This window comes from Brevibacillus choshinensis (genome assembly GCF_016811915.1).
Taxonomy (GTDB): domain Bacteria; phylum Bacillota; class Bacilli; order Brevibacillales; family Brevibacillaceae; genus Brevibacillus; species Brevibacillus choshinensis_A.
The window spans coordinates 3,837,051-3,856,683 of record NZ_CP069127.1; the positions used below are offsets into that span (position 1 = coordinate 3,837,051).

At 51.8% G+C, this 19,633-nt stretch carries 21 protein-coding genes and 1 other annotated feature; of the genes, 10 read left to right on the forward strand and 11 right to left on the reverse strand.

The genetic code is table 11. The annotated features are described in order from the left end of the window. Positions 1 to 8 precede the first annotated feature (8 nt). Together JNE38_RS19285 and JNE38_RS19290 are read right to left on the reverse strand one after the other, a co-directional pair. A complete protein-coding gene (locus tag JNE38_RS19285; protein WP_203255236.1) occupies positions 9 to 2,159 on the reverse strand; it encodes a DNA topoisomerase III in 2,151 nt (716 codons plus the stop codon). Positions 2,160 to 2,273: 114 nt separating this feature from the next. Then, positions 2,274 to 3,425 (reverse strand): DUF2515 family protein, encoded by a 1,152-nt coding sequence (locus tag JNE38_RS19290; RefSeq protein WP_238933378.1) that lies wholly within the window; start codon positions 3,423 to 3,425, stop codon positions 2,274 to 2,276. 50 nt (positions 3,426 to 3,475) lie between these two features. Here JNE38_RS19290 and shc point away from each other — a divergent pair, with 50 nt between their 5' ends. After that, the gene (gene shc, locus JNE38_RS19295) at positions 3,476 to 5,380 is read left to right on the forward strand and encodes a squalene--hopene cyclase (protein WP_203255237.1); all 1,905 of its coding nucleotides are present in this window, start codon (positions 3,476 to 3,478) and stop codon (positions 5,378 to 5,380) included. Here shc and JNE38_RS19300 read toward each other — a convergent pair. After that, positions 5,377 to 5,559 (reverse strand): hypothetical protein, encoded by a 183-nt coding sequence (locus tag JNE38_RS19300; protein WP_203357649.1) that lies wholly within the window; start codon positions 5,557 to 5,559, stop codon positions 5,377 to 5,379. The two genes, shc and JNE38_RS19300, sit on opposite strands and share 4 nt — an antisense overlap. Positions 5,560 to 5,728: 169 nt before the next feature. Here JNE38_RS19300 and JNE38_RS19305 point away from each other — a divergent pair, with 169 nt between their 5' ends. From JNE38_RS19305 to JNE38_RS19330, 7 genes are read left to right on the forward strand one after another with little or no spacing between them, the layout of a single operon-like run. Then, positions 5,729 to 5,980, forward strand: coding sequence for a spore germination protein (locus tag JNE38_RS19305; protein ID WP_203255238.1), 252 nt, complete (start codon positions 5,729 to 5,731; stop codon positions 5,978 to 5,980). After that, the gene (locus JNE38_RS19310) at positions 5,977 to 6,201 is read left to right on the forward strand and encodes a spore germination protein GerPB (RefSeq protein WP_203255239.1); all 225 of its coding nucleotides are present in this window, start codon (positions 5,977 to 5,979) and stop codon (positions 6,199 to 6,201) included. The genes JNE38_RS19305 and JNE38_RS19310 overlap by 4 nt, the downstream gene beginning before the upstream one ends. Before the next feature lie 41 nt (positions 6,202 to 6,242). Beyond that, positions 6,243 to 6,395: a hypothetical protein gene (locus JNE38_RS30730; RefSeq protein WP_238933379.1), complete on the forward strand. Its 153-nt coding sequence runs from the start codon at positions 6,243 to 6,245 to the stop codon at positions 6,393 to 6,395. Continuing rightward, positions 6,392 to 6,874, forward strand: coding sequence for a spore germination protein GerPC (gene gerPC / locus JNE38_RS19315; protein WP_238933380.1), 483 nt, complete (start codon positions 6,392 to 6,394; stop codon positions 6,872 to 6,874). The genes JNE38_RS30730 and gerPC overlap by 4 nt, the downstream gene beginning before the upstream one ends. After that, positions 6,864 to 7,052, forward strand: coding sequence for a spore gernimation protein (locus JNE38_RS19320; RefSeq protein ID WP_203255240.1), 189 nt, complete (start codon positions 6,864 to 6,866; stop codon positions 7,050 to 7,052). Before gerPC ends, JNE38_RS19320 begins: the two co-directional genes overlap by 11 nt. 20 nt (positions 7,053 to 7,072) lie before the next feature. Next, positions 7,073 to 7,447, forward strand: coding sequence for a spore germination protein GerPE (locus JNE38_RS19325; RefSeq protein WP_203255241.1), 375 nt, complete (start codon positions 7,073 to 7,075; stop codon positions 7,445 to 7,447). Between the two features lie 34 nt (positions 7,448 to 7,481). Continuing rightward, a complete protein-coding gene (locus tag JNE38_RS19330) occupies positions 7,482 to 7,697 on the forward strand; it encodes a spore germination protein (RefSeq protein ID WP_203255242.1) in 216 nt (71 codons plus the stop codon). A gap of 123 nt (positions 7,698 to 7,820) precedes the next feature. Here JNE38_RS19330 and JNE38_RS19335 read toward each other — a convergent pair whose 3' ends face one another. Then, positions 7,821 to 8,417 carry an Hsp20/alpha crystallin family protein gene (locus tag JNE38_RS19335; protein WP_203255243.1) on the reverse strand — a complete coding sequence of 199 codons (597 nt, stop codon included), beginning with the start codon at positions 8,415 to 8,417 and terminating at the stop codon, positions 7,821 to 7,823. A gap of 82 nt (positions 8,418 to 8,499) precedes the next feature. After that, positions 8,500 to 9,855: an LCP family protein gene (locus tag JNE38_RS19340; protein WP_203255244.1), complete on the reverse strand. Its 1,356-nt coding sequence runs from the start codon at positions 9,853 to 9,855 to the stop codon at positions 8,500 to 8,502. A gap of 271 nt (positions 9,856 to 10,126) precedes the next feature. Here JNE38_RS19340 and JNE38_RS19345 point away from each other — a divergent pair, with 271 nt between their 5' ends. Further along, the gene (locus tag JNE38_RS19345) at positions 10,127 to 11,041 is read left to right on the forward strand and encodes an NAD(P)/FAD-dependent oxidoreductase (RefSeq protein WP_203255245.1); all 915 of its coding nucleotides are present in this window, start codon (positions 10,127 to 10,129) and stop codon (positions 11,039 to 11,041) included. Positions 11,042 to 11,074: 33 nt separating this feature from the next. Continuing rightward, positions 11,075 to 11,548 carry an NUDIX domain-containing protein gene (locus JNE38_RS19350; RefSeq protein WP_203255246.1) on the forward strand — a complete coding sequence of 158 codons (474 nt, stop codon included), beginning with the start codon at positions 11,075 to 11,077 and terminating at the stop codon, positions 11,546 to 11,548. A gap of 79 nt (positions 11,549 to 11,627) precedes the next feature. On the opposite strand, the gene JNE38_RS19355 is transcribed toward JNE38_RS19350, so the two are convergent. From JNE38_RS19355 to JNE38_RS19380, 6 genes are all read right to left on the reverse strand, one after another. Next, on the reverse strand, positions 11,628 to 13,016 hold the full coding sequence (locus JNE38_RS19355) for an MFS transporter (protein WP_203255247.1): 1,389 nt from the start codon (positions 13,014 to 13,016) through the stop codon (positions 11,628 to 11,630). A gap of 15 nt (positions 13,017 to 13,031) precedes the next feature. Then, positions 13,032 to 14,150, reverse strand: a complete 1,119-nt coding sequence (locus JNE38_RS19360; protein ID WP_203255248.1) for a mandelate racemase/muconate lactonizing enzyme family protein — start codon at positions 14,148 to 14,150, stop codon at positions 13,032 to 13,034. 14 nt (positions 14,151 to 14,164) lie between these two features. Then, the gene (locus JNE38_RS19365) at positions 14,165 to 14,926 is read right to left on the reverse strand and encodes a TraR/DksA C4-type zinc finger protein (protein ID WP_203255249.1); all 762 of its coding nucleotides are present in this window, start codon (positions 14,924 to 14,926) and stop codon (positions 14,165 to 14,167) included. A gap of 168 nt (positions 14,927 to 15,094) precedes the next feature. Further along, positions 15,095 to 17,878, reverse strand: a complete 2,784-nt coding sequence (ileS, locus tag JNE38_RS19370) for an isoleucine--tRNA ligase (protein ID WP_203255250.1) — start codon at positions 17,876 to 17,878, stop codon at positions 15,095 to 15,097. Positions 17,879 to 17,960: 82 nt separating this feature from the next. Next, positions 17,961 to 18,205, reverse strand: a binding site (T-box leader). Between the two features lie 65 nt (positions 18,206 to 18,270). Beyond that, positions 18,271 to 18,756 (reverse strand): DivIVA domain-containing protein, encoded by a 486-nt coding sequence (locus JNE38_RS19375; RefSeq protein ID WP_203255251.1) that lies wholly within the window; start codon positions 18,754 to 18,756, stop codon positions 18,271 to 18,273. A gap of 99 nt (positions 18,757 to 18,855) precedes the next feature. After that, complete coding sequence (locus JNE38_RS19380; RefSeq protein ID WP_203255252.1) at positions 18,856 to 19,629, reverse strand: YlmH family RNA-binding protein; 774 nt, start codon at positions 19,627 to 19,629, stop codon at positions 18,856 to 18,858. Positions 19,630 to 19,633 lie beyond the last annotated feature (4 nt).

The window sequence follows — 19,633 nt, forward strand, 5'->3', positions numbered from 1 at the left end:
ACAGCTTGTCAGTCCCGGTGCACCTTTGCCTTTTTCTCCTGCTCATCCCAAAGAAGATAGGCGTCAAATTTTTCTTTGCCCTTCTGGAAGCCCTTGATCAGATTGCTCTTTCCGGTTTCCATCACTTTCTTGACCATCGCGGCTGAGATTTTCTTGCCCAAAATCGTTTTCGAGACAGTCACACTGCACTGGCTCTTTTTGTAGTTGGCACAGCCGTAAAAGTCGCCCTTGTCGACCACATCCCCGCCACAGGCCCTGCAGGACGCTACTTTGGAGCCAAGCGTGAACTTGGAGGCCTGCTTCGGCATCGAGGTAACATCATAGCTCTCCAGCTTCCACTCGCGAGACTGCTCCACCGCGTCCTCGACGATTTTGTGGGACAGCTTGCGCACCTGCTCCATGAACGCTTGGGCAGATGCCTCCCCTTGACCGATCTGGCCCAATCGCTGCTCCCAGCGTGCCGTCATCTCTGGCGACGCCAAGATCTTTTCACCGATCACATCGATCAGGAGCGTTCCTTTTTGCGTGGCAAACACCTGATTCTTGCGGACCTCGATGTATTTGCGCTCTTTGAGCATGTTGATAATTCCCGCACGGGTCGCTTCCGTGCCGAGACCCTCTGTCTTCATCAGCACTTTTTCCAGCTCCTGATTGTCCAGGTGCTTGCCGGCGGTCTTCATCAAAGTGATCAACTGACCCTCCGTATAGCGCTTGGGTGGCTGAGTCTTGCTCTCCTTTGCCTCTACCTTGCGCACTTTTCCCGTATCACCCTTTGCCAGTGGCGGAAGGATGGACTCCTTGTCTTCCTTTTCCTCATCAAACAGCACGTCCCGCCAGCCGGATCGAATCTGCACCTTGCCTTTGCTGATAAAAACAGCTCGACCATCGACCAGAGTGGTCAGGGTCGTGTAGTCAAACAACGCACTCTCACAGTGAGCTGCAATCAGCCGCCGCGCCACCAGATCGTAGATTTTCCGCTCGTCATCAGGGAGTCTCGAGATGTTTGGCACCTGTTCCGTCGGAATAATCGCGTAGTGGTCCGTTACTTTTTTCTGATTGACGTATCGGCGATCCTGTGCAATTGAAGTTTTCGGTGTTGGAAAGCACGCCTGAAAATCCGGCTGCCTGGACAGCTTGGACAAAATCTCAGGAAAAGTCTTGGCTTCTTCTGCCGTCACAAAGGAGGAATCAGAGCGCGGGTACGACAGGATTCCTTTCACATACAGCTTTTGCGCGATTTCCAGCGTCTTCTGCGGCGAGTACTTGAAGAGCTTGTTGGCCGTCGCCTGAAGGGAAGAGAGATTGAAAAGATACGGCGGCAAAAACTCTTTGCGCTCCGTCTCTACCTCGTGCACCTGTGCCGGCTTGTCTTTGCAAAACGCTGCGATCCGCTCCGCGAGAGCCTGGTCCTTGATTCGCGACTCTCCTTCATTGTGCCAAACGCCTTCGTAGCGCTTTTTGTCCACCTCGAAGGTCGCTTTCACTTCCCAAAAAGGCTCCGGTTTGAAGGAGGCGATTTCCTTTTCCCGCTTGACCACGAGCGCCAAGGTAGGCGTCTGGACACGACCCGCCGAAAAGACGTCGCTGATCCCCTTTTGCTTCAGCAAAATCGTGTAGACGCGGGAGGCATTCATCCCTACCAGCCAGTCGGCACAGGAGCGGCTGTAGGCTTCGTAGTACAGATTCCGTGTCTCGTTCTCGTCAAGCAGCGATTCAAAGCCTGCTGTGACCGCCTTCTCCGTCAAGGATGAGATCCACAGTCGCTTCATCGGCTTGTGGACACCGCACTGCTCCACGATGGTCCGGATGATCAGCTCTCCCTCGCGCCCCGCATCGCCAGCATGGATGATGCCGTTTACGTCCGATCGCTTCAGCAATTGCTTGATGATCGAAAACTGTTTGGCTTTGGAGCGCATGACCTGATGACGAAAGGTATCCGGAATGAGCGGCAATGTCTGGATCGACCACTTTTTCCAAGCGGGATTGTACGCCTCAGGTGGAACCAGCTCACATACGTGCCCGACCGCCCAGGTAAAAAAGGCCCCCTTGGGGAAATGCCGGTTGGGATGCACCTCGAGATAGCCCTGCTGCTTTCTATGTGGAAACGGACTGGCAAGCTTCATCGCCTGGTCCGGTTTTTCTGCAATGACGACCTTCATAGACTTCCTACTCCCTATCTGTTGCGAGTATTTCTGCGATTCCTCGGGAACAAAACATTCGTTCCCTTCCCTATTTTACTATAACCGCAGCTGAATGAAGAGGAAATCATTTCCTCATGGTTCTTTGGCACCAAAGATTTTCCCGCGTGCCAGGACCGCAAGCTCAATCTTTTCCAACGTTCGGCAATAGGCTTCTCCCCTATTCACTGGAGCCGGCGCCTTCTCCTTGGGAATCCGCAGGTAGGACAGGACACTTCGGTCGCGATACCACTCCCGTTCTGCAGGCATCTCGTGCTTCACCTGCTTCCAAGCCTGCCGCAGGGTGGGAGAATACAGCCGCTTGGCACCGGGGACGAGCAGACAGTCCCCTACTCTTCTTTGATAAGGCTTGCCAGGCACGCTTTCCTTGACATCGTGAAAGAGGTGCGGCCAAAAGTCTTTGCGTGAGCCCGTATGAGCCTGCCCGCGCGCCCAGCCGAAAACTGCCTGAAGCAAGAAATCGTCCCGAAACAAGAGAGCGTACAGACGTTTTCCCAGCGAGATCCGCTCGGTTACTGAGGCAAAATGGGAGACCGTCTCCCCGACGAGTCGCAGGGGCTGCCCATCGCCAGCACAGGGAAACAGGATCTGATTGAGAGCCAGCAATTCCTGAATGGCAAAAGGCAAAGTGCCGAGAACGGTCTTTTGGTAGGACTCCTCCTTCATGACCTGCTCCTCCAGATGCTGCTGCTCGTTGATAATCAGCCCCACCGCCAGGAGGTCGCGATCCCCCTCTCTCCAGAACTGATTCCAGAGGGCTTGGGTAAACACGGATACGTGAAAATGGGGCAGAAGGTGAAAAAGGTTGGTCTTCTGACGCACACATTCTTCATACAGTAGCAATTGAGGGTAGGCGTCCTGGAAGATCAGCCAATTTCCCCGCTCGAGAAACAGGAAGTAATCGTTTTGTTCTTTTGGGGAAAGCAGCTTGGGCAGAAGCTCACCTCGAAGATCCGTCATGCTCCAGCCCGCGTTTCTGGAAACCAGATGAGCAAGCAGCGCCCAGTGAATCTCGGTATGCTTCTGGTAATATTCCACATACGCTCGGGTTCTTTCGACGTTGTCTTGATTGCGCAAAAATGTCTGCTCCTTGATGTGCTCCACGATTTTTTGCTCTTTCGCAGGGAGGGAAACTCCTTCGGGCATTTCTTTCTCCCTGGCTATGGCCTGTTTGATTTCTTTGGCAAGGGACAATAGAGGCGGATCGAACATCCATGAGAATCCCACAAAAGCCCCTCCTCTCTCATCACGTCCCCTAGCATCAGGAGGTGAATGGGTTGCGTGAAGTAAGAAGTGAGATTCACCGCATGCAAACGGCCCTTACGCAAAGGCAGGCTCAGGACGGTTCGTGGCGTTTTTGTCTGGAGAGCGGAACGGTGACGGACGCTCACATGATCATCCTATTGCGTACCTTGGGGATTCATGATGAGGAATTGGTGCTTGGACTTGTGAATCGAATTGCAAATCTACAGCAGGCAAATGGAGCTTGGAAGCTGTACCATGACGAGCCAGTCGGCAACCTGTCAGCGACCATCGATTCCTACTATGCCCTGCTGTACTCCGGCTATCTGAAGAAAACGGATCCACGCATGGATGCGGCCCGAAGATTTATAAAGGAAAAGGGGGGAATGACGGACGCAAACATGATGACGAAAATGACGGCCGCCTTGACAGGACAATACCCGTGGCCCAAGCATTTCGTCGTTCCTGTCGAGCTTTCCCTGCTTCCCGCTTCCTTTCCACTCAGCTTCTATGATTTTGTCGGCTATGCGCGAGTGCATCTCGCACCGATGATGATTTTTGCCGATCGCAAGTACGTCCATCCCCGTTCTGCGTCCCCTGACTTGTCCGATTTGTTCGTCGGCACAGCGATCTCTCCCGGTGTCTATCCGCATCGACAGATCGAGCGATTCTCCAAAGATGCACAGAGCTTTCTCGCATCCATCCACGACTATGTCCGATCGCTTCCCTTTCTTTCTTCCCAGCTGCGTGAAGTAGCCTTGCGTCGATTAGAGACGTACATGCTGAAGAGGATTGAGCCAGACGGCACCTTGTACACCTATTCGACCTCCACCTTTTTCATGATCTTCGCCTTGCTGGCACAGGGCTATTCCCAGCAGGATCCTCGCATCCTCCATGCCATGCAGGGGCTGAAGTCCGCCGTGTATCCGACAAGGAATGGTCCTCACCTGCAGCTTGCTACTTCTGCCGTCTGGGATACCGCATTGATCACCTACGCCCTGCAGAGCTCGGGCATGGATACGTCACATCCCAGTCTTCAAAGCGCCCTGAACTACCTGCTCGGAAAGCAGCAAACCACCTATGGCGACTGGAAGCTACGTAATCCTCGAGCGACACCAGGAGGCTGGGGATTTTCGGATCAAAACACCATGAACCCAGACATCGATGACACGACGGCTGCTTTGCGAGCCATTCACCCTGCAGCACAAAAAGAACCAGCCGCCCAAGCTGCATGGAAACGAGGGCTGAACTGGCTGCTGTCCATGCAAAATGACGACGGCGGTTGGCCTGCCTTTGAAAAAAATACGAATTCTCCTGTCATCCGCCAGCTGCCGATCGAGGGCTCTGATACGGTCAGTACAGACCCATCGTCGGCCGACTTGACGGGGCGCACGCTGGAATTTCTCGGCAATTATGCGGGGATGAACCAGTCAGATCCTCAAGTGCAAAGAGCGATCAGCTGGCTGAAAAGAAACCAGCATGCAGATGGTTCCTGGTATGGAAGATGGGGCATCGCATACCTCTATGGCACTTGGGCTGCGCTCACCGGTATGATGGCGACCGGGGTGTCCGCTAGCGATCCAAGCGTCCAAAAAGCCGTAAACTGGCTATTGAAACAGCAAAATCCCGATGGCGGCTGGGGTGAATCTTGCAAAAGCGATGAGCGGCTAGCGTACATTCCTCTCGGTGCAAGCACCCCCTCCCAAACCGCGTGGGCTGTCGATGCACTTGTCGCTGTCTTTTCAGAGCCGAATCCTGCAATCGAGAGAGGCATCGATTACCTTCTCCACACCGGAACCACGCAGGATTGGACGACCGCCTATTCGACAGGTGGCGGGCGTCCGGGTGGCATTTATTTTGCGTACCATAGCTACCGTTGGATCTGGCCGCTCCTTGCGCTCAGCCATTATGAGAGAAAATACGGGCGCCCTCTTCCTTAACGCAGCGTGGAGCGGATCGGCACCTGTTTGCTGATGATGAGCGAATCGACAGGGGTATCAAAAACCGAGGAGCATACGATTTCTTCGGTGTCACCAATCAATACGATCGAGGATTGCGATACACCATCACTTGAGAATTTCCCGATCTCCAGCTTTTGATTATTTACGGTCATCTTCAGTTCCATTGCTGTCTCCCCCTATTTGTGAAATCAGCCATTTATCTGTCAGCCAAGGCTGATCGTTCATCTTATGCCAGCGCCCATCAATAGGTGGCAAAAACAGGTATGAACACCCAATGGTCAATCACATACAATACAAAAAGGATTTCTCCAGAAAGGTGTAGATACCATGCCTGCCATCGTCGGAGTAATCAATATCAACAGCATCAGCGGTGTCTTCAACGTCGGGGATGTCCGAAAGATCTCGCCAACGAGCTACACCAAAACCTTTGCTGGCGGGGGGTCCTTTAATTCAGGCACCACTCTCAATGTGAAAATTCCGCGTAGCGTGATCTACGTCAATGAAATCAAGCCGGACGAATGGCCAGCCTTCGTCGAAGACATACGTGATCCGCGCACCGAGGGACGGGATTCAACTTGAACTTCTTCGTACATCAAAATATCGTCATTCACAACCTCAAGATTGATGGCCTCACCAACTCATCGGTCTTTCAAATTGGGAGTGCCGGCATGATCAAGCCATTATCCCAGTTATACAATACGGGCTGTTTTACAGAGCCGGCACCACCGGCAGGACCGCTGCCCCAAAGGGAGCGATCCGATATGTTCGTTCCTCTCGTCCCCTTGGTAGAGCCCCGCTAAACGAGTGTGATTTTGTCAGATGAAAAGTAAGGATGATTGGTATGTACATGGGTCCCGAAATGATGCAGTACTTTCAGCAGCTCCATGAGTATTTGCATATGCAAAACAAGAATATGGAAGCGATGAGACAGCTGATTGAAAAGCTCAACAAAGACATAGATGAATTGAAAGATAAGCATGTCCCCCGCCCGTGATCAAAAATGAATATAAATTTGATTTGTTAAAAGTCGAGCGACTGGAAGGGACGCTGAATATCGGCCTAAATCCCAATGGGGCCGATGCTGGTATGGGCGAGTATTCCATCAATCAATCGAGGGATGAAAGGCCACAGCCCGATCGCTATGATTCCCCGGCCTTCAAGCGTGTGCAAAAAGAAATCTACGATTATCTCAACCACGATGCGTACCATGCTCTGGAACGAATCGAGGAGGAGGCCGGCTACCCTCTGGACGACAACTACCGTGCCTTCATCATGGATGATATCAAAAAGCAGATCGATCCGCGGATCCACTATTATCTCAAGCAAGCTGAAAGCGAAGGCTGGGAGCCGGAGCATATCGATGCCATTTGTGAGCGCACCATCCAGAAAGTAAAGCGCGACATCAACCGAACCTGCGAAACATTCGTCAAAAATATACCACGCGGGGTGAATGAGAACGGCCATGATTTATAAAGTCATTAATGGTGATGTACATGTAGGCTCTGTGAACATTGTCAATCTTGCTTCGGCTGCATCCTTGTTTATTGGGGATTGCCAATCCGTCATTCTTACTTCCATCAGCGAGACTCCTCCCGAGTCCTATATCGTCGGTGTCGAGCAGCCAGCAGAGACACCTGAGCCTACTCCGTAAACGAAAGGAGCCGTTCGATCGTGTGCAGCAGAACCAGTCACGTTCAATGCTTCACTAACCTTTCCACCGATGCTTCCTCTGTCATCGAGATCGGGGATTCGGAGCATTTGGACGCGAACGCCAACATTCTTGCCGTGCAGCGCGATAAAGCTATTTTTTATGAAACGGAATTTGAATTCAACGATTACACGGCTTTTTCTGAACCGCTTCCCCTTCCCGAAGATTGCGAACCCATCACCATTCAAACGTTTCATGAAAACCCTACGATCCGCGTAGACAAAGTGAACGTCTCCTTTGTTGCCGCTTCTTCCGTCATTCACATCGGATCGAGTGAATGCGTGGAATTGGAAACCCGCGTCAAAAATATTCGGCACCTAGTCCGAGAACGGCGCTAGCCGATGGTGGCGATTGTGAAGGGAGGAGATATCGTTGCCTTCAATCATTGGTGCAGTCAATATCAACAGCAACTCGGGAACCGTCAATTTTGGAGACACGCTCAACATATCTCCAAAAAGCGCAAGCAAGACCTTTTCCGGCTCAGGTGGCGGCAATACGGGGAATCTCGTGAATACCGTCAACGGGGCTAGCTCTACGAATACGCTCGACCCGAGTGTTGTGGATCAACCCATTTTGGGGAATGTTTGATGCAGTGTTAATGGGCTCATTAACACTGTTTTGTTTGAAAAATGGACGTGCTCGGATTTAGAAAACTTGGCAAGCCAAGAAATTCTTATCTGTATAATAAAAAGAGGAGGGCAGCTCCCTCCTCTACAATTTGGCCCGAAAGGTGGTCTTCCTCTCTTTCGGTGTCCCATCCCTCGGCAGATACAGCTCCAGTATTCCGTCTTCGTATTGCGCCTTCATCCCTTTTGCACTTACGGATACCGGCAGCTCGATTAGTCTGTAAAAAGCCCCATAGGCTCGCTCTTGCAAAATACAGGAGCGGTTATGATCAGGCTTTTTGATCATCCCTTTCAACTCCAGCGTCCGCTGCTCCGTCAACGTGACTTCCAGACTATCCCTGGCGAATCCTGGCAATTCACAGCAAAGAATCACCAAATGCTCCGTCTGGAAAATATCCATCGCCGGAAATCCATTGCTATTGCTTCGGCTCACGATCATCGGCTGCTGTTCTTTCGCTTTTTTCTTCTGCTTGGAAACAGCGGGGATGATTTCACCAGCCTGCTGCGTTGCATGCGAAGCCGTAGTGGTCGTCAGATTCGTCAGGTGATCCCAAAAATTGGCATCGAGGATTTGATTCATTTGGGACAGCGCCTTCCAAGGGTGCTCATGATCCAGGCTTAATTTTGAAAGGCTTTCGGAAGCCTTTTGCAGTTGTTTCATTGTCTCCTGCAGGTTTTTCACGCTCACGCCCCCTTTCCTGCGCCGAGGTCAGGAATCCAATGAAGCTCTCCTGCAGTATATGTACGATAGCCCATGGATGGTGCTACATGCCGTTCTGTCCAGAGTCAACACTCTCCACCGGAGTTGGTGGAGCGAGGATATCAGGAGGAGGCATGTCTGGAGAAACAGGTGGCTCGTCCTGACCAGGCTGTCCATTGGTGGGATCGTCAGCGGGCTGGGAAGGCGTCTCATCCGGCTGCTTTGGCCGGTTGGGAACGGATGTCCCTTTTGAAGGGGACGTAGGCGTACGCTCCTGGGCCGGTGGCTTGGATACTTGCTTGGGCTGCGCCTTGATTTCTGCCTGTGCGACTTCCACGACAGGCGCATCGCTGAGTTCTCCCTGAACGATCCCATTAGCCTCTCCCAGCTCTGCCTGTAAACTCGTGCGGACCGCTTCCATCTTCTCTCTCGGCCACAGAGAGTAAGGCGAGCTCCAGACCGCTCCATTATCGAGCGATACCATCTTTTCAGAGGAAATCGTACCGAAGTCCACCGCCAAGCCCTTGATTTGGTCTTTGGATAAATCGGTCCGGATATGCTTGCCTACGGTTTCCAAAATGCCGGTCAAACTGCCTATGCCGTCGACAGAGGCGACTTTTTCTGCGACAGCCTTGATCACCTGCTGTTGTCGTCTATTCCGGTCAAAGTCACTGGAATTGTATGCCGATCCCCGTCTGTCCAGGCGGTGACGCACGAATCCCAGCGCTTGCTCCCCGTTCAGCACCTGTGTCCCTTTTCTTAACTGGCGGTAGACACCTCCCTGCGGCAGCTCGTAGACCAAATCCTTATCGACGTCTACCTGTACTCCTCCCAGCTTATCGATGACCGCGGTAAAGCCCTCGAAGTCGAGCTGGACGTAATGCCCGACCGATACGCCCAACGTATGCTCCAGCGTTTTTTTCAACAAGGTCATTCCGTTTTCCGTTACTGTCTGCCCCTTGCTCTCTGCTGCTTTCTTCATTTCCTCACCCAAGGCAAAGACCTCATTGATTTTGTGATAGCCCGGGTATCCTGGAATTTGCACCCGGGTATCACGAGGCAAGGATACCATCGTCAGCTTTTGCGTCACCGGATTCGCAACGGCAACAACCAGTACATCTGTATTCAACATTCCTATATTTTTTCGCGTATCCAATCCCACGATGACAAAGGAAAGGGACTTCTTTTGCTCATAAGGCTGTTCGACTTTCGGCTGATCGGGGAGCTTGTACGGATCTTCCGTTACGACCTCCAACGTCTTTTCCACTTCACTCAGGGCAAAGCCTGCTCCCACCGCCAGCAGACAAAGAAACAAGCAACTGGCAAGCAGCACAAGCATTTTTTTGCTTCGACGTCCACGCCGCTTTTTTTTGCTCGCCTGGTTTGAAGGAGCTTGTGGTTTTTCCATTTTTGCGGGCATGCTGGTCAACTCCTTTTCTGCGTCGAATTTCTCATATCCATTTTTATTCTCTCAACATTCTGGAAAATCATGTCCCATTTTACCACATTCTCCCGTTCATTTGTAGAATGCTGACGGAAGCTGGCACTCGGAATCCGCTGAACGTTCTTGCACTCCGCAAATGAAACAGGTAGTCTAAACGTAAGGAAACCTCTAGGCGTGGCTTCTTTTGAAGGGAGAACGCATACGTATAGACATGATAAGAACGCAAATGGGAATCGGGGGACATAGAGTGGAACACGTACAGGTGCTGATTGCGGGTGGCGGCATCGGGGGGTTGTCCGCGGCAATTTGGTGCCATCGATTGGGATTATCCTGCCTGCTCGTGGAAAAAGCAGATCAGCTTGGGGGACAATTGCTGCAAATCGGCAATGAAATAGTGGACCTTCCTCCCCGTGTTTATCCCCACGGGAGTGAACTTTTGGAGGAGCTGAAGCGGCATCCAGCCCTCCAAACGCTTGATCCGCGATTAGAAGAAGCCGTCATTTCCATTGATCCTCTCTCGCATATCGTCACCACAACCACGAACCGCTATCATGCCGATTTTGTAATCCTGGCGACGGGAGTGAGCCCGAATCTCATCCCCGCTCTTGCAGGGTGCTCGCGCGTTTTGACCACGGCGTTTTCCACGACGGCCAACGCAGCTTCCGTAGCTGGCCAGGATATCGCTGTCATCGGCGGAGGCGACCGCGCCCTGGAAAGTGCCGCCAATCTGAGCAAATATGCCAACCACGTCGACATCCTCGTTCGCCGTGATCATCTGCGTGCTCGCTCACAATGGTCGGAAAAGCTGGAAAAGCTGTCCAACCTTCGCATCCTCTGGGAAACGGAAATTGCTTCCTACGAACCGCGAGAGGAGCGAGTCCTCCTCACCCTGCACACCAAACGCGCCGGACAGCCGTCGGAGATCACCGTGGATTGGATTTTGCCGCGAATCGGCGTCCATGGGAACAGTGATTCCTTCCCTGCACTCCGAACTTTTGGAGACGGCTATTTACATACGGATGAATACCAAAGAACCAGTCCTAGCTGGATCTACGCACTCGGGGACGTCAGCAATGGCGCTTCCTATGCCAGCTTGTCGCTCGCAGTCGGTCAAGCAATGAAAGCCGTCAAGCATATCTCACAGCAGATTCACCAACCATAAGCGATCGATCGCATTTTAAAAGGAGATCAGGTCATGCACGCGTTTCAAGATGACTTTGGCTTGCCTGTCGAGCTGACTTTCGACCCACTCGAATATGAACAGCATGAGGCTCGCCACGTTCTCATCTTTCCCTTTTGGCAAGGCAAGCTTTTGTTTACCCGACATCGAACGCGGGGGATTGAGCTTCCCGGCGGAAAAATAGAAGCCGGAGAAACCAGCCTGGCTGCTGCCGTCCGCGAAGTGTACGAAGAGACAGGATCGGTTCTGGAAGGGATCGAGCGAATTGGTCAGTACAGGATCGATCACTCCATGGTAAAAGACATTTATGTCGCCCGTGTCCAGCACTATGCCGACATTCCATCTGGCAGCGATGTGGCAGAGACCATCCTCTACGACAAGCCCCCAACGGATGTGAAAGGCAATCCAGCGTTTAGCCGCCTGCTCTATGATGATGTCTACCCGCTGGCGCTTGTCCGCGCATCTGCCCATCGATTCTCAAAAGAATAAAGAGAAACCTAAAAAGCAGGCCCTCCCTGACCAGCCGCTGCCCTCATTGAGAGTTACGCGACGGATCGGGGGGTGCCTGCTAATTTTTTTCCTTCTCCTTCTTGCCCGACAGGATCCGTTTAATCAGATCATCAGGGTCGAAGCCGTATCTCTCCACGGCGCCCTCTTTTCTTTTTTCCTCAGGGGTTTGCGGCTCGATCCCAAGCACCTCGGAGATTTGCCTCCAAGCCTTTGTCTCTTGATCCTTTTGATTTTGCACACCAGCTCCCTCCGTTTGCTGCTGTGCTTGCTTCGGCTTCAGGAAAAAGATAGCCACGATGGCAAACACGAGGGACAATCCCGCAATGGTGCTGAACATGACCGTACGGGAAATACTGAGAAGCCAGGTGAAAATGGGCGGACCGATCGCAACGCCGATGAAACGCACGCCACTATACAGCGACGTGATCATTCCCCGCTCTTGCTTTTGCACAGCTCCCACGATCATGCTGTTCAAGCAGGGCAGGATCAGCCCCGTACCCAAGCTTCCGATGACCAGGATACCGATCAGAGCGTACGCTCCTTTTACAAAGCTGGCCAAAATGTAGGAAGCCCCCAGCATGAACATGCCGATGATCACGAACCAGCGCATGAGCCCCAGCTTTTTCTTGATGATCAATCCCGTTACGTACGCTGTGATGCTCATGACGAGGAGTGGAATGGCGAGAAAGCCCCCTTTGATCACCCCGTCGATCTTATACTTTTCTTCCAGTAAATCGGACAGATAGAACAGGACCCCAAACAGGGTAAACAAGCAAATGCTTCCGATAAAAAAAGCGGGAATGAGCCACTTGCCGTGCTGCTTGAATACCTGTCCGATGGAATGCAAATACTGTCCCACCGGCATCGGCTTTTTCTCCTGCTTCTTTTCTTTGGTCAAAAACAAAAACAGAAGCAAAACGACTGCGCATATGATCGGAAATGCCAGAAACACCATGTACCAGGAAATCAGTGCAAGCAGGGAGCCAAAAATGGGGCTGAGCACTTTTCCCAATCCATTCGACGTTTCCATCAGCCCGAGCGCTTTGCTCTCCGAGGCTCCATTGAACAAATCTCCCGCCAGTGCCATGGCAATCGGTGCCGTACCTGCCGCTCCTATCCCCTGCAGCACACGTCCAATCATGATGATGGAGTATGGGTTATCCCACCACAAGGCGGCGAGACCTGCCACCAGCCCTCCAAGCCCATAGATGACGAGTGAAAAGATAATGACAATCTTGCGGCCAAACCGGTCTGACAAATACCCGGCCAACGGAATGACGATGCCTGCTGCGATGGAAAAGGCCGTAATGAGAAAGCTGGTTTGCAGAGAAGTGAGATCCATTTTGGCTTTCATTGTCGGCAAAACAGGGATTAGCATGGAATTGCCTAACACCATGACGAGCGGTATCCCAGTCAGTCCAATGAGGTTTTTCGCATTTTGCGCCATACGAGACTCCTTCTTTTACACGTATGCGCTGCCATCCCAGCGCATCGCGTTGATCATGTCCCAGTCCGGTTCAATGCCGATTCCCACTCCGGATGGGATCGTTATCTTTCCGTTCACGGGTTGCAGAGGAAACAGTTGAGTAAAGGGATTCTCCATCGCATCCCATTCGACTGGCTCGATGGGATCTGAGTCCATCTTGGACCAAGCCGGCAAACAAGCTTGGGCAAAGAGAGTGTACAGTCGGGCCAGCCCTCCATCAAACGAGTGGGGAGATACACGGAAGCCGAACTGCCGGGCGACCTGCAAATGGGTCCTGTAAGCATCGATCCCGTCCGTGTGCAGCAAATCCGGCTGAGCAATATCGAGCGCCCCTGTTTGGTAGAGCGGCAAAAATTGATCGCAATGAACCAGATTTTCTCCTCCTGCTATAGGGATATGGATGGCAGCCCGCAGTTTGACGTACTCTTGCGTCCGATCGAGCGGCATTGGCTCCTCCAGCCACAGCCAGTTGGGATAGCGGGTAAACACGCGGTCCCAAAAGCGAGCATGGGAGTGATCGTAGCTCTGGTTTGCGTCCAGTGCGACCAGGACCTCTTTCGGAATCGTGCTCATCAGCCGATCGATATGCTTCTGATCCTCCATGATGGATCTTCCGCCAATTTTCACTTTGATTTGAACGTGCCCTGCCCGGATCTGCTCACTCACCAGATGAATCGAACGGTCCATCCAGTCATCGCGTTCCCAATAGGATTGAAAAGAGGCGTAAACGGGGATCTCCTGATGAAATTTGCCCCCCCACAGATCACATACCGATAAACCTGCATGCTTGGCAAGAATTTCGGTCAATGCCATGCTCACTCCAGCAGCAGCACGTTGATGCCATTTCCCAATGACATCGACAATGCTCAATCGGTCAGTTGCTTTTTTCCCGAGCAAATATGGGATGATACGCTCCCGAAAGCCTTTATCGAGTGTGGGGAGCCAATCCACGATCTCTCCCCACCCATCCATACCTGATCGGGTGATCAATCGGATTAAATAGGAGGTTCGGTAACGTTTATATCCATTCGCATCCCCATAGGCTTCTGAAAGCTTATGAAGCAATGGATATGTTTCCACGCGTTCGATTTCCATCCTGCGCTCCCCCGCTACATGAGATCATCGCGCCCTTCCCGTGCGGCACGCTCTTCCTCGTAATCGTCGTAATTGAGATAATTGCCTTTTCCTTCACCTTTTCTCATGTACTCTTCATACGTCCCGCTGCGCATGAAATTCACACTTTCCGGTCCGTGATACCCGTCAATGCCTGTGTACCCGATTTCTTCTACGGCTTGCACGAAGCCATCAGGCTCATCGCTTTCGATGTACATTTCCTTGTAGTCGGTCTTGTCGTTGTCTACGAAGGAAAACGGCGTACTGGACGTTCCCCATGCCTCGACAATTTGCCAAGCGTCTTCACCGTCAAAGCCATTCTGTCCTTCCTTTTCATCGAGGGAGGTCCGGCCAAACGGTGGCATCAAAAATTCTTCCTCAATCGGACGAGATTCATTAATGATTGGTGCAGGTGCATGTTCTTTGCAGGTCTGAGTCTGGGGCAGAGCCTCCAGTCTCTCCTCTGGAATGTCTTCACCGCAAACCGTGCATTTTCCATAATTCCCTTCGTCCATTCGCGTCAGGGCCTGATCGATTTCCTTCAGTGTCTCTCTGTCCAGACTGTCCAGAGCCAAATCTTTTTCCCGCTCGAACAATTCGCTCCCAATGTCGGCGGGATGGTTATCGTACATGGCGAATTCCTGCAGGGAAGTCGTCATCGGTTCTCTCATGCCGTAATGGTCCTGCACGCGATCTTCCAATTCTTTTTTATGCTCCAGCAGCTTCACTCGAAAAAGTGCCAGCTTGTCTTGGTCCACGCCAGACACCACCTTTTGTTTGGTTTCCTCACAGGGTAGTATGTCTTGGCGTGTGCCGAAATAACCGATTTCGCGGGCGTCCCCAAGTCTTTCCTGACTGCGGGCAAAGAAAAAACCTGCCATCCCTATTCGGGTTGACAGGTCTTCCATCACTGATTTTCTATCTTTTTATTCCCCTACGTGCGCGTAATGTTTTTCCACGATATCCGCGCAGCGGCCGCAAATGGTCGGCAAGGAAGGGCGGGAACCTACATCGAGCTTGACGACACGGCAGCGTTCGCATTTGACACCATCGGCAGCGGATACCACTGCAGCGATGCCCTCCAGCTGAGTTGCGTCTGCCGGTGCTGCTGTTCCTTGCGGGTGAAGCTCGACATCCGCCACGATGAACAGGTCAGCCAGATCGTCCATGGCAGCCAATGTTTTCGCCACTTCTTCTGTTTGCGGATACAGAGCCAGCTTCGCATCCACAGAGTTACCGAAGACTTTGTTGCGGCGAGCTTCCTCCATTGCTTTCAATACTTCATCGCGAACGGAGAGGAACGCATCCCATTTGCTTTCTTCTTCTACAGAAATGCTCAAGTGCTCTTCGTTTGCTTCCGGCATATCAGTCAGCTGAACACTCTTCTCTTCCACGCCTGGGATGAAGCCCCATACTTCGTCTGCTGTATGTGGCAAGAGCGGCGCTACCAGCTTCACCAGGTTCAGGAGGCAATCGTACATGACCGTTTGGGCCCCGCGACGCTTCAGGCTATCCGGTGCCTCCACGTACAGGCGATCTTTACAAATGTCCAGGTAGAATGCGGACAAATCGATCACGCAGAAATTGCGCACAGAATGGAAAACGGTATGGAATTGGTAGTCATCATACGCTTTGCGTACGCGTTTCACCATTTTCGCTGCTTTTGCAAGCACATAGCGGTCCAGCTCACCGAGTTCACTGTAAGCCACGCGATCTTTTGCAGGATCAAATCCATCCAGGTTACCCAGCAAGAAGCGGAAGGTGTTGCGGATTTTGCGGTAAACCTCAGCGATTTGGCTGAGGATCGCATCCGAGATCCGCTGATCTGCTTGGTAATCAACAGAAGCAACCCACAGGCGCAAAATGTCAGCACCCAGATTGTTGATGACTTCTTGCGGCACGATGGTATTTCCGAGCGACTTGGACATTTTGCGACCTTCGCCATCGAGCGTAAAACCGTGGCTCAAGACGCCTTTGTATGGTGCGGTGCCATAGACTGCAACGCTGGTGGACAACGAAGAGTTGAACCAACCGCGGTATTGGTCAGAGCCTTCCAGATACAGATCTGCTGGCCAGCTGATGCCGCGTTCTTTCAGCACAGCTACATGGCTGGAACCGGAGTCAAACCAAACGTCCATGATGTCTGTTTCTTTGCGGAAGTCTTTGCAATCGCATTTGCTGCAAGACAGACCCTCTGGCACCAGTTCATTCGCTTCGCGTGCGAACCAGACGGAGGAGCCTTCTTTACGGAACAAGTCTGCGATATGGTTGATCGTCGTGTCGTTGATGATCGGCTCATTGCAGGATTTGCAATAGAAGATCGGGATCGGAACGCCCCATACACGCTGACGGGAAATGCACCAGTCTCCGCGATCCGCGATCATGTTGGCCAGACGGGTTTCTCCCCAATGTGGAATCCATTTGACTTGTTTGATGGCTTCCAGCATTTGCTCGCGGAATCCGTCGATGGATGCGAACCATTGCTCTGTCGCACGGTATATCACTGGCTTTTTCGTCCGCCAGTCATGCGGATAGGAGTGCGTGAAAAAGCTGAGCTTGAGCAATGCGTCTTTTTCCTTCAGCTTTTCGGTGACGACTTTGTTTGCATCTTCATAGAACAGACCTTCGAAGCCTGGGGCTTCGCTTGTCATTTTGCCTTCATGGTCAACCGGGCAAAGCACGCCCAGATTGTATTTTTGCCCTACATTAAAGTCATCTTCCCCGTGTCCAGGTGCAGTATGAACGCATCCCGTACCGGCGTCGAGCGTCACATGCTCACCCAAAATCAGCGGAGAAGTGCGGTCGTAGATCGGGTGCTGCGTCACAACGCCCTCAAGTTCTTGACCTTTATGAGTGGAGAGAACCTCCACGCTCTCCCAACCGATTTCTTTGCTCGCTGCTTCGATGAGGCCACTCGCTACCAGGAATTTACGACCATCTGCTTTTACGACGCTATATTCCAGCTCAGGGTGCAGGGTAATCGCCAGGTTGGCCGGAATGGTCCAAGGCGTGGTCGTCCAGATCACTACCCCTGTTTCGTTATCCAGTTGTCCTTTTCCATCCACGACTTGGAAGCTCACATAAATGGAAGGGGAACGCTTGTCTTTGTACTCGATTTCCGCGTCAGCGAGAGCGGTCTCAGATGATGGCGACCAGTACACGCAGCGAAGGCCTTTGTAAATGTAGCCTTTCTTCGCCATTTCTCCAAACACGCGGATTTGGTTTGCTTCGTATTCAGGCAACAGCGTCACATAAGGGTTTTCCCAATCACCGCGAATTCCCAGACGCTTGAATTGTTCACGCTGCTTGTCGATGTAGGACCATGCATACTCCTCACAGCGCTTGCGGAAGTCGTTCACCTCGATGCTGCGTCGATCCAGTCCTTGTGCGTTGACAATCGCTTGTTCAATCGGCAGGCCATGGGTATCCCAGCCTGGAATGTACGGGGCGTAGAAGCCAGCCATCGATTTATAGCGAACGATAAAGTCCTTGAGGATTTTATTCAAGGCATGACCGATATGGATATCTCCGTTTGCATAAGGAGGGCCATCATGCAAGACAAAAGAAGGACGCCCTTGTGTCCGTTCCTGAACCTGTTTGTAAACATCCATCTCTTCCCAAGCTGACTGCATTTGTGGCTCCCGGTTCGGCAGGTTGCCGCGCATTGGGAAATCGGTTTTTGGCAGCGATAAGGTTTTGCTGTAATCCATGGCTTCATTCACTCCTATAAGTAATAAACTGGGTTGCCCCAAGCTTTTGGTGAAAATAAAAGAAAAGCCTTCGCTCATCCCGAAAAGGGACGAGAGAAGGCTCCCGTGGTACCACCCAGATTGAACGATTGTCTAGAATCGTTCCACTTGTCTCATTCGTAACGGGAATGACGCGCTCACTTACTCCCTTGCATTCTTTTACCTGGCAAGATTTCAGCTATTGAACTCCCGGGTGATTTTCTGTGTGGGCAACTCGACGGGCTCTCACCTAATCCCGACTCGCTTGGCAGTGCTTCCTCACATACTCGTCCCGATCATCGTCTATGAATTATTCGTTTTTGTGACAAAGTTGTTTTTCATTATAGTACCATCATCAACAGAACGTCAATGTTTTATTCAACGGCAACAGCAGAATCTGCTTGTTCGATATCGTCCCATGCCCCATTCTCAAGCATTTCCAGCTGCGCTTCCAGCAATGTACGGAAACGCATGCGGTAGACGGAAGCACGTTTTTTCAATTCTTCGATTTCGATCGCGATCTTGCGGGATTTGGCCAATGCTTCATTTACGATACGATCGGCGTTCTTTTCTGCTTCTTTCAAAATCAGCTGCGCTTCTTTACGGGCATTGGATTTGACATCTTCTGCCGTCTCTTGCGCAACCAGAATGGATTTGCTCAAGTTTTCTTCCAGACTCTTATAATGATCCACACGCTCATTGAGGAGAGCGATGCGTTCTTCCATTTCCTTCTTTTCTTTAATAAGGAGTTCAAAATCCTTAATGACCTGATCCAAAAATTCATTTACTTCGTCAATGTTGTATCCGCGAAAGCCCGTACTGAATTCTTTATTGTGTATATCCAATGGCGTTAAAGGCACATGAACCCCCCACTTTTCCCGATAATCATTACTTGTATTTTCGACAGGATCAGCTGTAGTTCCTGCCGTATTTTGCAAATTTTTGTGCTCTGCTACATCTTATGTGACCAGGCCCACGATCATGCGGAGACGTCCACTGCGAGTTTGACCGGGAACTTCCAGGACTTTAAAGCGTCCAAATCCGGCCATCGAAACCATATCGCCTGCCTGCAGCTGATGGGAAGGATCATCGATGACTTTCCAGTTCACTTTTACTTTTCCCCCACGAATGGGGACCAATGCTTTTGCCCGCGACAGATTGTGCACCTCACCGATGATGGCATCCAGTCTGGGCGACGGCACCGTGATCGTTTTTTCGGCAAATCGCGGAGCTGGCGGGGAAAATGCCTCCCAAGGAACTCGGTCGAATTGAACAGACGTCCGATGGATTTGCGTGACCTGCGCGCATACGAAATCGGCTACTTCCTCTTCCACGATTGCATAGCAGCCCTCCGTGTCGGTAAGCATGTCCCCGAATTTTTCCCGCTTCATCCCTGCGCCAAGCATCGCTCCCATCACATCGCGGTGCTCTAGCACGTGGAAGCGCTGGTCTGCCTGGATATGCAGCAAGGCTAATCGAAAATCATCAGGTTCGACACTCATGTAGTCCGGATGGAGGATGACCCTGACACGTTCGGCACCATCGTAGCCGCCGTATGCTGTGACGGAGACATCCTGCACTTGGGAGGCAAGGCTTTGAAAGATATTGACCTGTCGCGGATCCAGAAAATCAGTAAGGCGCATGGCCTGCTTGCGCTCTACCAGCGTCAGCATTTCCAGCGCCCGTTCAACAAAGGGACGTTCTTCTTTTCCAAAATGATCGTAGATACTCATATAC

What these genes read in the sequence shown, in the direction of transcription:
- JNE38_RS19320 (WP_203255240.1), top strand. Translation starts at nt 6,864, where the DNA reads ATGATTTATAAAGTCATTAATGGTGATGTACATGTAGGCTCTGTGAAC.
- ileS (WP_203255250.1), bottom strand. Translation starts at nt 17,878, where the DNA reads ATGGATTACAGCAAAACCTTATCGCTGCCAAAAACCGATTTCCCAATG.
- JNE38_RS19305 (WP_203255238.1), top strand. Translation starts at nt 5,729, where the DNA reads ATGCCTGCCATCGTCGGAGTAATCAATATCAACAGCATCAGCGGTGTC.
- JNE38_RS19360 (WP_203255248.1), bottom strand. Translation starts at nt 14,150, where the DNA reads ATGGAAATCGAACGCGTGGAAACATATCCATTGCTTCATAAGCTTTCA.
- JNE38_RS19355 (WP_203255247.1), bottom strand. Translation starts at nt 13,016, where the DNA reads ATGGCGCAAAATGCGAAAAACCTCATTGGACTGACTGGGATACCGCTC.
- JNE38_RS19380 (WP_203255252.1), bottom strand. Translation starts at nt 19,629, where the DNA reads ATGAGTATCTACGATCATTTTGGAAAAGAAGAACGTCCCTTTGTTGAA.
- JNE38_RS19350 (WP_203255246.1), top strand. Translation starts at nt 11,075, where the DNA reads ATGCACGCGTTTCAAGATGACTTTGGCTTGCCTGTCGAGCTGACTTTC.
- JNE38_RS19340 (WP_203255244.1), bottom strand. Translation starts at nt 9,855, where the DNA reads ATGCCCGCAAAAATGGAAAAACCACAAGCTCCTTCAAACCAGGCGAGC.
- JNE38_RS30730 (WP_238933379.1), top strand. Translation starts at nt 6,243, where the DNA reads ATGTACATGGGTCCCGAAATGATGCAGTACTTTCAGCAGCTCCATGAG.
- JNE38_RS19285 (WP_203255236.1), bottom strand. Translation starts at nt 2,159, where the DNA reads ATGAAGGTCGTCATTGCAGAAAAACCGGACCAGGCGATGAAGCTTGCC.